The 13070-nt window shown below is 59.7% G+C and carries 11 protein-coding genes; 9 read left to right on the top strand and 2 right to left on the bottom strand.

Annotated elements, in window-relative coordinates:
- The first annotated feature begins 57 nt into the window (after positions 1-57).
- Both ABH909_RS25430 and ABH909_RS25425 read left to right on the top strand, forming a co-directional pair.
- Positions 58-288, top strand: a complete 231-nt coding sequence (locus ABH909_RS25430; protein WP_429438390.1) for a DUF4160 domain-containing protein — start codon at positions 58-60, stop codon at positions 286-288.
- Positions 276-779 carry a DUF2442 domain-containing protein gene (locus ABH909_RS25425; protein WP_429438387.1) on the top strand — a complete coding sequence of 168 codons (504 nt, stop codon included), beginning with the start codon at positions 276-278 and terminating at the stop codon, positions 777-779. The genes ABH909_RS25430 and ABH909_RS25425 overlap by 13 nt, the downstream gene beginning before the upstream one ends.
- Here the strand turns inward: ABH909_RS25425 and ABH909_RS25420 are convergent.
- Positions 776-1852: a DUF748 domain-containing protein gene (locus ABH909_RS25420; RefSeq protein WP_429438385.1), complete on the bottom strand. Its 1077-nt coding sequence runs from the start codon at positions 1850-1852 to the stop codon at positions 776-778. The two genes, ABH909_RS25425 and ABH909_RS25420, sit on opposite strands and share 4 nt — an antisense overlap.
- 126 nt (positions 1853-1978) lie before the next feature.
- Between ABH909_RS25420 and cysK the strand changes: the two genes are divergently transcribed.
- The 4 genes from cysK (at position 1979) to ABH909_RS25400 (ending at position 4376) form a co-directional block, all read left to right on the top strand.
- Positions 1979-2953: a cysteine synthase A gene (gene cysK / locus ABH909_RS25415; RefSeq protein WP_429438383.1), complete on the top strand. Its 975-nt coding sequence runs from the start codon at positions 1979-1981 to the stop codon at positions 2951-2953.
- Positions 2954-2961: 8 nt separating this feature from the next.
- Positions 2962-3099, top strand: a complete 138-nt coding sequence (locus ABH909_RS25410) for a hypothetical protein (RefSeq protein WP_429440146.1) — start codon at positions 2962-2964, stop codon at positions 3097-3099.
- A gap of 141 nt (positions 3100-3240) precedes the next feature.
- Entirely contained in the window at positions 3241-3405 is a 165-nt protein-coding gene (locus tag ABH909_RS25405) for a hypothetical protein (RefSeq protein WP_429438380.1), read from the top strand.
- A 107-nt stretch (positions 3406-3512) separates the two neighbouring features.
- A complete protein-coding gene (locus ABH909_RS25400; RefSeq protein WP_429438377.1) occupies positions 3513-4376 on the top strand; it encodes a DMT family transporter in 864 nt (287 codons plus the stop codon).
- Positions 4377-4573: 197 nt separating this feature from the next.
- Here ABH909_RS25400 and ABH909_RS25395 read toward each other — a convergent pair whose 3' ends face one another.
- Positions 4574-5482 carry a DMT family transporter gene (locus ABH909_RS25395; protein WP_429438375.1) on the bottom strand — a complete coding sequence of 303 codons (909 nt, stop codon included), beginning with the start codon at positions 5480-5482 and terminating at the stop codon, positions 4574-4576.
- 129 nt (positions 5483-5611) lie between these two features.
- Here ABH909_RS25395 and aceK point away from each other — a divergent pair, with 129 nt between their 5' ends.
- The 3 genes from aceK (at position 5612) to ABH909_RS25380 (ending at position 12933) form a co-directional block, all read left to right on the top strand.
- The gene (aceK, locus tag ABH909_RS25390) at positions 5612-7333 is read left to right on the top strand and encodes a bifunctional isocitrate dehydrogenase kinase/phosphatase (RefSeq protein ID WP_429438373.1); all 1722 of its coding nucleotides are present in this window, start codon (positions 5612-5614) and stop codon (positions 7331-7333) included.
- A gap of 224 nt (positions 7334-7557) precedes the next feature.
- A complete protein-coding gene (gene hrpA, locus ABH909_RS25385; RefSeq protein ID WP_429438370.1) occupies positions 7558-11469 on the top strand; it encodes an ATP-dependent RNA helicase HrpA in 3912 nt (1303 codons plus the stop codon).
- Between the two features lie 342 nt (positions 11470-11811).
- Complete coding sequence (locus ABH909_RS25380) at positions 11812-12933, top strand: beta-ketoacyl-ACP synthase III (RefSeq protein ID WP_429438367.1); 1122 nt, start codon at positions 11812-11814, stop codon at positions 12931-12933.
- The last annotated feature ends 137 nt before the right edge of the window (positions 12934-13070 follow it).

Here is a 13070-nt window from a genome sequence, read left to right as displayed (position 1 = left end):
AGTCTCGGCCGCTAGCCAGTATTGAGCTATCGCCATTTTGGCGATAGCTTGCGGGGCATGTCTACTAAATACCGATTTCGCGATACGTACCGCATTCAGTTGCGCGAGAAGGATCATCCGCCGCCCCATGTCCATCTGACAGGTGGCGGCCTGGACGTGATGCTCAGCCTGCAAACCGTCGAAGTGATGATGGGCAAGGCGCCGCCGCTGATTATCAAGGAAGCGCTGGAGTGGGTCAGGGCCCATCAGGTGCAATTGCTGGAGGATTGGAAACGATGTTACCCATGAAACGACCACGGCTGTCGGCTGTGCAGGTACTGCCGGATTACCGTCTGGCGCTGACCTTTATCGATGGTCAGCAACTGAGCCTGGATTTAAGTCGCGATCTGCATTCGTACCCGGGGTTGCAACCATTGCTGGAGGGGCATGCTTTTGAAGGCGCCGCTTTGGGTGACGATGGCTGGAGCGTGGAATGGCCCGAACTGGATATCCAGATAGGCGCAGACACGCTGTATCTGGATGCTCTGGCGCAAAATGCGGCAGATGAAAATACCCGTATTTTCATTGATTGGCGTGCTCGCACCGGGTTGCCGCTGAATCAGGCGGCCGAGGCGCTGGGGGTTAGTGCCCGCAGTATCAGTCGCTACAGCAGTGGTCGTGAAGCTGTGCCGCGGTCGTTGGCGCTGGCCTGTCTGGGCTGGGACTTTCTGCAACAGCAATCAAACCCGGCGCGGGCGGCGGAGGACACCGGTCGCTACACCGTCACACGCAAATCCTAGTCCGTATCCGGCTTGGGCCGTTCGTACTGGGCATTGAACGCCTCGATGAAACCATTGCGCAAAATCTGTAAAAAAGCCTCGAATGCGCTGATATCTTTCTGATGCACGCTACCTCTGAGCTGGACGCGCGTGGCGAACTGGTTTTTCGGCTGGTTCTTCAGCACGTTCTCGGTGCCACCGACGAGGGCTTCCCAGATGGAACGGAATATCCCTTTGTTCTTGTTCTCCACATCCTGTTGCCAATTGAACACATCGACGTCGCGCAATAACGGCTTGATATAGCCAGTGAGTTGGCCCTTGTTGGCTTCGGCTTCGATGACCACGTCGCCATGGCCGGCATTGAAGTCGAACTTGCCGTAGGCCGAGGCGAAGTCGTTCATGCGTTTGAGTTCCAGGTTCCTGGCGCGCAGGCGAAATTCGAAGTCCTGGAAGTCGCTCAGCGGGTCGAAGGTGGCCAGGGTTTCCAGCGGTGCATGCCCCAGCAACAGCGCCTTGCCCTCGAAGCGGGCGTCGCGTTTGCCCTCGGTGTCGACCACGTTGGTCAGGTTGTAGATGCTGGCATTGACCTGGGTGGCATTCATGTTCACGGGCGGTTTTGAATTGAAGTTGCGAAAGGTGATCCGTCCGTCGTTGATCCGCACTTCGTTCAAGGTGATCGGCAGCAATTTTTCCAGTTGTGCCCGCCAGTCGGTGCCCTGGCCGGTCTGGGAGTTTTTCTTGTTGGCACCGCCGTCGACGAAGTTCACCTCGGGTTTGTCGAACTGCGCCTCTGCCACCACGGCATGGTCGTACCAGAGCGAACGCCAGCTGATGGAGAGGTCAATCAAGGGGGCATTAACGAAAGGCACGGGGACCTTGCCATTGACCTTGACGATTTTCAGCCCGTTGATCTTGTAGGCGCCGCGCCACAAGGCCAGGTCTACATCAGTAATCTGCCCGCTATAGTCACCCATGTCCGCCAGTTGCTCGTTGAGGTAATCGCGCACCAGGTAAGGAAGCGCGATGTGCAGGGCAACCAGCAGCACAACAAGGCCGGCGAGGGTCCACAGGGGCCAACTGTATCGACGCTTCATGACGGCAATTCTCTGGCGGTATAAAGCGATTGACTGCGAGGGTTAACGGACGTTCGACCGACTGGACGACCACGGGTAACAGGCATACCTTGGACAGCTAATTCAACGCTGTATAAGGACCCAGCCATGAGCCGTATTTATGCTGACAACGCCCATTCCATTGGCAATACGCCGCTGGTTCAGATCAACCGTATCGCCCCGCGCGGTGTCACCATCCTGGCCAAGATCGAAGGGCGCAACCCTGGTTATTCGGTCAAGTGCCGGATCGGCGCGAACATGATCTGGGAGGGCGAAAGCAGCGGTAAACTCAAGCCCGGCATGACCATCATCGAACCGACTTCCGGCAATACCGGCATCGGCCTGGCGTTCGTTGCCGCTGCCCGCGGTTACCGCCTGGTATTGACCATGCCTGCGTCCATGAGCATCGAACGGCGCAAGGTGCTCAAAGCCCTTGGCGCCGAACTGGTGTTGACGGAGCCGGCCAAAGGCATGAAAGGCGCGATCGAGAAAGCTGCCGAAATCCTCGCCAGTGATCCATCGACCTACTTCATGCCGGCGCAATTCGAAAACCCGGCCAACCCGGCCATCCACGAAAAAACCACCGGGCCGGAAATCTGGAATGACACCGACGGCGCGGTCGACGTACTGGTGGCGGGTGTCGGGACGGGTGGAACCATTACCGGGGTTTCGCGGTATATCAAGAATACCCAGCGCAAACCGATAATCTCGGTGGCGGTGGAGCCGGTGGTGTCTCCGGTGATTACTCAGGCGATGGCTGGAGAGGAGATCAAACCGAGCCCCCACAAAATCCAGGGCATCGGCGCCGGTTTTGTGCCGAAGAACCTGGACCTGTCGATGGTCGACCGGGTCGAACTGGTCAGCGACGAAGAGTCCAAGGCGATGGCCCTGCGCCTGATGCAGGAAGAAGGGATTTTGAGCGGTATCTCGTGCGGCGCCGCCATGGCGGCGGCTGTGCGGCTGGCCGAAACCCCGGAAATGCAGGGCAAGACCATCGTGGTGATTCTGCCCGACTCTGGCGAGCGCTACCTGTCGAGCATGCTGTTCAGTGACTTGTTTACCGACCAGGAGAATCAGCAGTAGGAGCTGCCTTGGGGCTGTCGACGCCGAACTCCGACGATTGCCGGATCTTCGTCGACGGCCAGGTTTATGCCAGCCAGTTCAGCGCAATCCATGTGGGAGCGGGCTTGCTCGAAGACGGCGGCACAGTAAACATTGATGTCGCCTGACACACCGCCTTCGCGAGCAAGCCCGCTCCCACAGGGATCGTGCCAGACTCTTAGTCATTGCAATCCATGTCACACGCTGGTTATAGTCGGCCCTCGGTGGTTTCCCTAACCACCCTTTCACCCATCAAAAAAGATCAGCCCATGCCAGCTTCCCCCATCAACGCGGTAGTCGATTCAGCGGTCAACGCTGGCGTCTTGCCGTGCGGGAATCAGCAGCCTGCGCAGATCAGTCATTACCCCCCACCTGTCAGTAGTACGCCGGTGTGCGCAGTCGTATCACCGCCAGGCGTTGGCTTCTCGGGCTGATCAGCTTTTTTCTGCTGTTCCTGTGCCCATCTGAAAAAGCGCCTGAAAAAACTACTGAACTTCAGCTTCGGCTGAGTTGGCTTTTTGCCTGACTACAGGTGGTATTCATGTTTGTCCTTTCGAAAAAATCCGCGCTCGCGGCGGCGTCCACGAGCCTGTTCGTTTTGCTGTGGAGCAGCGGCGCGATCTTCTCCAAATGGGGGTTGGCGCACGCATCACCCTTCGCCTTTTTGCTGATTCGTTTCGCCATTGCCTTGTGCGGGCTGGTGCTGTTGATGCCGTTGCTCAAGCTGAAACTACCCAAGGGCGGCAAGCCGATGTTGTATGCGATGGCCACGGGCGTGGTATTGCTGGGGGCTTATCAGATTTTCTATCTGCTGGCCCTGGACCTGAAGGTCACCCCCGGCATGATGGCAACCATCATGGGCGTGCAACCAATTCTCACCGTAGTGATCATGGAGCGGCACCGGTCAATAAGCCGGATCTTCGGTCTGGCGCTAGGCCTGGCCGGGTTGATCATGGTGGTTTACCAAGGCATCGGTCTGGCCGGCATGTCATTGGCTGGCATGCTCTTCGGTCTGTTGGCGCTGGCGAGCATGACGTTCGGCTCGATCATGCAGAAACGCATTACCGACAATCCCCTCGGCACGCTGCCAGTGCAGTACCTTGCCGGTTTGTTGTTGTGCGGGGTGTTTGTGCCGTTCCAGCCGTTTCAATTCGAACACAGCACAGGGTTCATCGTGCCGGTGTTGTGGATGGGGTTGGTGGTATCAGTGCTGGCGACGCTGCTGCTGTATCGGCTGATCGCCCGGGGCAATCTGGTGAATGTCACCAGTCTGTTTTACCTGGTGCCGGCGGTGACGGCGGTCATGGACTACCTGTTTTTCGGCAACCGACTGGCGGCGTTGAGCCTGCTGGGAATGGGGCTGATCATCGTCGGCCTGGTGTTTGTGTTCCGTAAGAACGCTTGAAACCGAAAGGCCGCTCCAGGCTGGATCTTCGTCGCAACACCGATCCAGCGTAGGAGCTGGCGTAGACCCTGCGATCTTTTCGGGGCCGCCGCAGAGCAGGATCAAAAGATCGCAGCCTTCGGCAGCTCCTACAGGGGGAATGCATTTCCAGTGTAGAGGCGTGCCCGCGAAGGCGTCATCAGCAACACCACATCACACTACCTGGCAACCACCTCAGGTGCCTTCACCACCGCCGGCTTCAACACCAGCCACAACGCCAGCGCAATCAACACCCCGCCATAAAGGTGCGCCATCGACAGCGGCTCATCCAGCAACAGCGCCCCCCACAACACGCCGAACGGCGGGATCATGAAGGTCACGGTCATCGATTTCACCGGGCCAACCGATGTCAGTAAACGGAAGTAAATAATGTAGGCAAAGGCTGTGCAAACCAAACCCAACCCCAGCAATGACAGCCAGACATTCCAGCCGCCCCAGCTCGCCGGTGGCTGGCTGAGCACGCTGTAGCCAAACAGCGGCAGCAACAACAACGTCGCGCCGAGCATGCTGCCCAGTGCCGAAAGACGACTGTCGAGACCGCCGGCATGGTCGAGCCAGCGTCGGGCGAGGAACCCGGCAAAGCCGTAGCAAGTGGTGGCCATCAGGCACGCGAGTGCGCCCATCAGCAGTTCCATGTTGAACGCCACCGGCCCGGCGCGGGTGAGGATGCCCACGCCCAACAGGCCGAGAAAGACGCCACCCAACTTGGCGGCGGTGAGTTTTTCATGGAAGAACAGGCCACCGATCAACACCCCCATCAAAGGCGTGGTGGCGTTGAAAATCGCCGAGTAACCGGCCGGCAGCACCTGGGCGGCCACGGAATAGAGGGTTGCCGGAATCCCGGAGTTGATCATCCCCAGCAGCATCACCGTCTTGAATTTGCCTTTGAAATCCCAGCTGATGCGCATCAGCCCAAGGATCACCAGCAGCCCCACAGCGGCAATCGACACGCGAAAAAAAGCAGTGGGGATTGTGCCAATCACGGGGGCAATAACGCGCATGAACAGAAAACTCGCACCCCAAATGGCGGCAAGCGACAACATACGCAGGATATCGACGGGGTTCACAGCGCTTTCCTTCCTTGATTGGCGCGCAAGTGTCGCGCCAGTCAGGGCGCAAGGCAATGGTTGCGTTGCGTTACACAGGGCCACTAAGCTCAGGCTCCAACGACAAGAACAGCCGCCGAGGTTTTACCTATGCCGCAGCAATGGCCAGCCGCCGACATCGCCCGAATGATCCTCGATGGCTTTGACGATTACCGCGAGCATTTCCGTCAGATCACCGACGGCGCCCGAGCCCGGTTCGAGCAGGCCCAATGGCAAGAGACGCAAGTTGCGTCGGCGGCGCGGATCAACCTCTACGAAGAAAAGGTCGGCGAAACCGTAGGGCGCTTGCATGCGTCGTTCGCGACCGAGGTGCTGATGGACGTCAGCAATTGGCCGCTGGTCAAAAGCGCTTACATCAGCCTGATCGACCTGCGCTTCGACGATGAATTGTCCGAGACCTGGTACAACTCGATTTTCTGCGGCCTGTTCAGCCATGACCTGATCAGCGACGGCTGCATGTTCATTCACACCACGCGGCCGAGCCTGCGCCGCGCCCGGGCGGCACAAACCCGCACCTACAAGCCGCATGGGCAGTTGTCCGGCATGCTCACGAGCATCTTTGCCGACTACCGCTTCAGCGAAGATTACGCCGATCTGGCCGGCGACCTGCGTCGCCTCGAAGCGCAATTGCGCGAGAATCTGCCGGACTGGGTCTGCAAGGACCCGGAGCTGAGCGTCGAACTGTTTTCCTCGGTGCTTTACCGCAACAAGGGCGCCTATCTGGTGGGGCGCATTTACACCCCCGACGAGCAATGGCCACTGGTAATTCCGCTGCTGCACCGCGAAGGCCGGGGCATCCAGATCGATGCGCTGATCACCGACGAGGCGGAGGTGTCGATCATCTTCTCCTTCACCCGTTCCTACTTCATGGTCGATGTGCCAGTGCCGGCGGAATTCATCGGCTTTCTCAAACGCATCCTGCCGGGCAAACACATTGCCGAGCTGTATACCTCGATCGGCTTCTACAAGCATGGCAAGTCCGAGTTTTATCGCGCGCTGATCAATCACCTGGCCAACACTGACGACCAGTTCATCATGGCCCCCGGCGTGCGCGGCATGGTCATGAGCGTGTTTACCCTGCCGGGCTTCAACACCGTTTTCAAGATCATCAAGGACCGTTTCTCGCCGTCGAAAAACGTCGACCGCGCCACGGTGATCGAAAAATATCGCCTGGTGAAAAGCGTCGACCGGGTCGGGCGGATGGCCGACACCCAGGAATTCGCCGACTTCCGTTTCCCCTTGAGCAAGTTCGAACCGGCATGCCTGGAAGAGTTGCTCGAAGTGGCCGCGTCCACGGTCTCGGTGGAGGACGATACGGTGCTGATTCGTCACTGCTGGACCGAACGTCGGATGACACCGTTGAACCTTTATCTGGAACACGCCAACGAGGCGCAGGTTCGCGAGGCGCTGGAGGATTACGGTCTGGCGATCAAGCAACTAGCGGCGGCGAACATTTTCCCCGGCGACATGTTGCTGAAGAATTTTGGCGTCACCCGTCATGGTCGTGTGGTGTTTTATGACTACGACGAGATCTGTTTCCTGACCGAAGCCAACTTCCGCCACATCCCGCAACCGCGCACACCGGAAGACGAAATGGCATCGGAGCCCTGGTACTCGATCGGGCCACTGGATGTGTTTCCTGAAGAGTTTCCGCCGTTTTTGTTTGCCGATTCGGGGCAACGAAAGTTGTTCGATCAGTTGCATGGCGAGTTGTACAACGCCGATTACTGGAAGAGTTTGCAGGAGGCGATTCGGGCGGGGAAAGTGATCGACGTGTTCCCGTATCGCCGCAAAGGCCTGGATAACGAGTAGCCCACCTGAGCGAACACACTGTGGCGAGGGAGCTTGCTCCCGCTGGGTCGCGAAGCGGCCCCGAAACCATTCATCCCGGAGCTTCAGGCAAACCGCGATGACAGGATTACGACTGCTTCGCAGCCGAGCGGGAGCAAGCTCCCTCGCCACAAAAGCGCGTCACTCCGTCCCCCAAATCTGCGACAATCCGCCCCCTGCGCCACTAGACGACTTTTGCGTACCCGATGACTGACGAATCGCCTTCAATCGACAAACTGCTGAAAAACCTCGATCACGCCATGCTCGCCGACCGCCACCGGCTGCGGCGGCAGTTGCTGGAGCTGCGCAAGAAACCTGACGAGGCCAAACTGGCCGAGTGGGTGACGCGCACGCAGGCGTCCTGCGATCAGGTGTTGGCGCGGCGCGCGAGCCTGCCGGTGATTCGTTACGATGACAGCCTGCCAATCGCCGCCAAGCGCGACGAAATCAAGGAAGCGCTGCTCAAGCATCAGGTGCTGATCATTGCCGGCGAAACCGGGTCGGGTAAAACCACCCAGTTGCCGAAGATCTGCCTGGAAATCGGTCGCGGCCAGCACGGCCTGATCGGCCACACGCAACCCCGTCGAATCGCCGCTCGCAGCGTAGCGAGCCGGGTCGCTGAAGAATTGGCGACGCCGTTGGGCGCACTGGTCGGCTATCAGGTGCGGTTCGAGGATCAGAGCGATGCCAACACCCTGATCAAACTGATGACCGACGGCATCCTGCTGGCGGAAACCCAGAACGACCGTTACCTCGAACGCTACGACACGATCATCGTCGACGAAGCCCACGAACGCAGCCTGAACATCGACTTCCTGCTCGGTTACCTGAAAACCCTGCTGCCGCGTCGTCCGGACCTGAAACTCATCATCACCTCGGCCACCATCGACCTGGAGCGTTTCTCCAAGCATTTCGATGACGCGCCGATCGTCGAAGTTTCCGGTCGTACCTTCCCGGTGGACACCTGGTATCGCCCGCTGACCCTGGAGCAGGACGAGGAGGGCAACCGCGTCGAGGATGACCTGACCGTGGATCAGGCGATCCTCGCCAGCCTCGACGAAATTGCCGCGTTCGAACGCAGTGAGCGCAAGAGCCCCGGCGACGTGCTGGTGTTCCTGCCCGGCGAGCGCGAGATTCGCGATGCAGCGGACATGCTGCGCAAGGCCCAACTCAAACACACCGAGATTCTGCCGTTGTACGCGCGGTTGTCGCCGGCCGAGCAGCAGCGGATTTTCCAGTCCCACCCCGGACGTCGCGTGGTACTGGCGACCAACGTCGCCGAAACCTCGCTGACGGTGCCGGGCATTCGTTATGTGATCGACAGCGGCACCGCGCGCATCAGCCGCTACAGCTACCGCGCCAAGGTGCAGCGCCTGCCCATCGAAGCGATTTCCCAGGCCAGCGCCAACCAGCGTAAAGGCCGTTGCGGGCGGGTCGAGCCGGGCATTTGCATCCGCCTCTACAGCGAAGAAGATTTCATCGGTCGCCCGGAATTTACCGACCCGGAAATCCTGCGGACCAACCTCGCCGCAGTCATCCTGCAGATGCTTCATCTGCGCCTCGGCGAGATCACCGATTTCCCGTTTATCGAGCCGCCGGATGGCAAGGCGATCAGCGACGGTTTCAACCTGCTGCAAGAACTCTCGGCGGTGGACCGCAACAGTCAGCTGACGCCGCTCGGTCGCCAACTGGCGCGGCTGCCGGTGGACCCGCGCATGGGCCGCATGCTGCTGGAAGCGGCGAAACTTGGCAGCTTGCAGGAAGTGCTGATCGTCGCCAGCGCCATGTCGATTCAGGACCCGCGCGAACGTCCGCCAGAGCGCCAGCAAGCCGCCGATCAAGCCCACGCGCAGTGGAAAGACGTGGATTCGGACTTCGCCGGGCTGGTCAATCTGTGGCGTGGTTTTGAAGAACAACGCCAGGCCCTGACGGCCAGCCCGCTGCGCAACTGGTGCCGCAAGAATTTTCTGAATTACCTGCGCCTGCGCGAGTGGCGCGACTCCCATCGTCAGTTGAGCCTGATCTGCCGCGACATGCAGTTGAGCCTCAACAAGGAGCCGGCGGATTACCCGAAGCTGCACAAAGCCGTGCTCTCGGGGCTGCTCAGCCAGATCGGTCAGAAAACCGATGAAGGCGATTACCTCGGTGCCCGTCAGCGGCGCTTCTGGATTCACCCCTCGTCGGGCCTGGGCAAGAAGCGTCCGCAATGGCTGATGACCGCCGAACTGGTGGAAACCACCAAGCTTTACGCGCGGATGGTCGCCAAGATCGACGCTGACTGGATCGAGCCGCTGGCCGGGCACCTGATCAAGAAAAACCACTTCGAACCCCACTGGGAGAAGAAGCGCGGGCAGGTTGTGGCCTTCGAGCAAATCACCCTGTTCGGGCTGATCGTGGTGGGTCGCCGACCGGTGCATTACGGGCCGATCGACCCGGTGGTGTCTCGTGAATTTTTTATTCGCGAAGGTCTGGTGCGCGGCGAAATTCAATCCAGGGCCAAATGTCTGACGGCCAACCAGCGATTGCTGGAACAGCTCGACGAACTGGAAGCCAAGGCGCGTCGCCGCGACATCCTCGCCGACGAAGAAACCCTGTTTGCCTTCTACGATGCGCGACTGCCAGCAGAGATTCACCAGACCGCGACGTTCGACAGTTGGTACCGGGTCAATAGCCAGAAGGACCCGCAGCTGCTGATCATGCGCGAAGAAGATGTGCTGGCCCGCGAAGCCAGCGAAGTCACCGCCGCGCATTACCCGGACACCCTGCACATCGGCGATCTGGAACTGGCCCTGAGTTATCACTTTGAACCCAACCATCCTCGCGACGGCGTGACCTTGCGCGTGCCGGCGCCGCTGTTGCCGATGCTGCCGCCGGAACGTCTGGAATGGCTGGTGCCGGGCGTGATCGAAGCCAAATGCATTGCATTGGTGCGCAACCTGCCCAAGGCCCTGCGCAAGAACTTCGTGCCAGTGCCGGACTTCGTCAAAGCCGCGTTGCAGCGCATCACATTTGCCGAGGGCTCGTTGCCTCAGGCGCTGGGCCGCGAATTGCTGCGCATGACTGGCGCGCGGGTCAGCGATGAAGCTTGGGCCGAAGCCTCGCAGCAGGTCGAAAGCCATTTGCGGATGAACCTTGAAATCGTCGACGGTCAGGGTAAGTTCCTCGGTGAAGGCCGTGATCTGGCCGAGCTGACCGCACGCTTTGCCGAGGCCAGCCAGGCTGCATTGGCTGTACCGCAAAGTGCGAAGAGCCAACAACCAGTGGAGCCGAAAGTCTTTGCCGCCGTGGCTGAGAAAACCCAGCAGAAAATCGCCGGGCTATCGATGACGGTGTATCCGGCGCTGGTGGAAGAAGGCGGTACAGTCAAGGAAGGTCGATTCTCGACCCCGGCCGAAGCCGAGTTCCAGCATCGCCGGGCCTTGCAGCGTTTGCTGATGCAGCAACTGGCGGAACCGGCCAAGTTCCTGCGCAGCAAGTTGCCGGGGCTGACCGAGTTGGGCCTGATGTACCGCGACATGGGGCGAGTTGACAGCCTGGTGGAAGACATTCTGCTGGCCAGCCTCGACAGCTGCATTCTCGACGGCGAAGACCCGTTGCCACGGGATGGCGCCGGGCTGGCGTCGCTGGCCGAGCGCAAACGCGGCGCCTGGACCGAGCATGCCGAACGGTTGGCCATGCTGACGCTGGAGATTCTCAAGCTGTGGCATGGCCTGCAAAAACGCTTCAAGGGCAAGATTGACCTGGCGCAAGCCGTAGCCTTGAACGACATCAAGCAGCAGCTCAGCCATCTGGTGTATCCGGGGTTCGTGCGCGAAACGCCGATGCCGTGGCTCAAGGAACTGCCGCGTTACCTCAAGGCCGTCGAGCAACGTTTCGAAAAACTCGGCGCTCAGGTGCAGAAAGACCGGGTCTGGAGCGGCGAATTGTCCGGCCTCTGGGCCCAATACCAGACCCGCGCCAACAAACACGCCCAGGAAGGCAAGCGCGATCCGCAGCTGGAGCTCTATCGCTGGTGGCTGGAGGAATACCGGGTCTCGCTGTTCGCGCAGCAATTGGGGACCAAGGTGCCGATCTCCGACAAGCGCCTGAACAAGCAATGGAGCCAGGTCGAGTCGTAGACACGATCCCCTTGATCGCCTGCGGTCTATTGTAGGAGCTGCCGAAGGCTGCGATCTTTTGATCTTTCTTTGTCGCGACACTAGAAGATCAAAAGATCGCAGCCTTCGGCAGCTCCTATCCGGTATCGCATTACATCGCGCTTTTGCAAAAGGCGCCAAAAGCCAGCGTTTATGGCAAACTTCGCGCCTATAAACGCCAGTCCCGCGGTTTTGAGCCTTCACGGGCCCGGGCGGATCGGAATAAAGCGATGCCAGGTTTGCGTCTGGAGCCTGGAATAGACCCTTTGTGTGTTGGTACGTCGGTGCCAGCGCTTTCTGCCTGAACGGATTAGAGAAACGACCATGCATAACGTCGTCATCAGCGGCACCGGCCTGTACACACCGGCCAACAGCATTTCCAACGAAGAGCTGGTGCAGTCTTTCAACGCTTACGTCGCGCAGTTCAACGCCGACAACGCCGACGCCATCGCGCGCGGCGAAGTCGAGGCCTTGACCGAATCCAACGCGGCGTTCATCGAAAAAGCCTCCGGCATCAAAAGCCGCTTTGTCATGGACAAGGACGGCATACTCGATCCGCAGCGCATGGCGCCACGTCTGCCAGAACGTTCCAACGACGAGTGGTCGGTGCTTTGCCAGATGGCCATCGGCGCGGCCGAGCAAGCCTTGCAGCGTGCTGGCAAGACCGCCGCTGACATCGACGGTGTAATCGTCGCCTGCTCCAACCTGCAACGCGCCTACCCGGCGATCGCCATCGAAGTCCAGGAAGCGCTGGGCATCCAGGGTTTCGGTTTCGACATGAACGTCGCCTGTTCCTCGGCGACCTTCGGCATCCAGGCGGCGGCTAACAGCGTGCAACTGGGCCAGGCCCGGGCGATCCTGATGGTCAACCCGGAAGTCTGCACCGGTCACCTGAATTTCCGCGACCGTGACAGTCATTTCATCTTCGGCGACGCCGCCACCGCAGTGATCATCGAACGTGCGGATCTGGCGACATCCAACTACCAGTTCGACGTGGTCAGCACCAAACTGCTGACCAAGTTCTCCAACAACATCCGCAACAACTTCGGCTTCCTCAACCGCGCTGCGGAAGAGGGCATCGGAGCCTCCGACAAACTGTTCGTCCAGGAAGGCCGCAAGGTGTTCCGCGATGTCTGCCCGATGGTCGCCGAGCTGATCGCCACGCACCTGGAAGAAAACCAGCTCAACGTCAGCGACGTGAAGCGCTTCTGGCTGCACCAGGCCAACCTCAGCATGAACCACCTGATCGTCAAGAAGCTGCTGGGCCGCGAAGCCACCGAAGAAGAAGCCCCGGTGATTCTCGACACTTATGCCAACACCAGTTCCGCCGGTTCGGTGATTGCGTTTCACAAGAATCAGGACGATCTGGTCAGCGGTTCGCTGGCGGTCCTCAGCTCGTTCGGCGCTGGCTACTCGATCGGTAGCGTGATTCTGCGCAAGCGCTGAATTCGCCTGAAAAGACGCCTGAAAAGATCGCAGCCTGCGGCAGCTCCTACAGGATTGGATTTCAACCCGCTATCGTGGTTGGATACGATCGACATGCAGGAGCTGCCGAAGACTGCGATCTTTTTCTTGTGTCCCCA

The organism is Pseudomonas sp. BS3782 TE3695 (assembly GCF_050435305.1).
Classification (GTDB): domain Bacteria; phylum Pseudomonadota; class Gammaproteobacteria; order Pseudomonadales; family Pseudomonadaceae; genus Aquipseudomonas.
This window is presented reverse-complemented; position numbering and strand designations above follow the sequence as displayed.

Excerpts from the sequence above, each read along its gene's own strand:
- ABH909_RS25430 (WP_429438390.1), top strand. The coding sequence starts at position 58 with ATGTCTACTAAATACCGATTTCGCGATACGTACCGCATTCAGTTGCGC.
- ABH909_RS25425 (WP_429438387.1), top strand. The coding sequence starts at position 276 with ATGTTACCCATGAAACGACCACGGCTGTCGGCTGTGCAGGTACTGCCG.
- ABH909_RS25420 (WP_429438385.1), bottom strand. The coding sequence starts at position 1,852 with ATGAAGCGTCGATACAGTTGGCCCCTGTGGACCCTCGCCGGCCTTGTT.
- cysK (WP_429438383.1), top strand. The coding sequence starts at position 1,979 with ATGAGCCGTATTTATGCTGACAACGCCCATTCCATTGGCAATACGCCG.
- ABH909_RS25405 (WP_429438380.1), top strand. The coding sequence starts at position 3,241 with ATGCCAGCTTCCCCCATCAACGCGGTAGTCGATTCAGCGGTCAACGCT.
- ABH909_RS25400 (WP_429438377.1), top strand. The coding sequence starts at position 3,513 with ATGTTTGTCCTTTCGAAAAAATCCGCGCTCGCGGCGGCGTCCACGAGC.
- aceK (WP_429438373.1), top strand. The coding sequence starts at position 5,612 with ATGCCGCAGCAATGGCCAGCCGCCGACATCGCCCGAATGATCCTCGAT.
- hrpA (WP_429438370.1), top strand. The coding sequence starts at position 7,558 with ATGACTGACGAATCGCCTTCAATCGACAAACTGCTGAAAAACCTCGAT.
- ABH909_RS25380 (WP_429438367.1), top strand. The coding sequence starts at position 11,812 with ATGCATAACGTCGTCATCAGCGGCACCGGCCTGTACACACCGGCCAAC.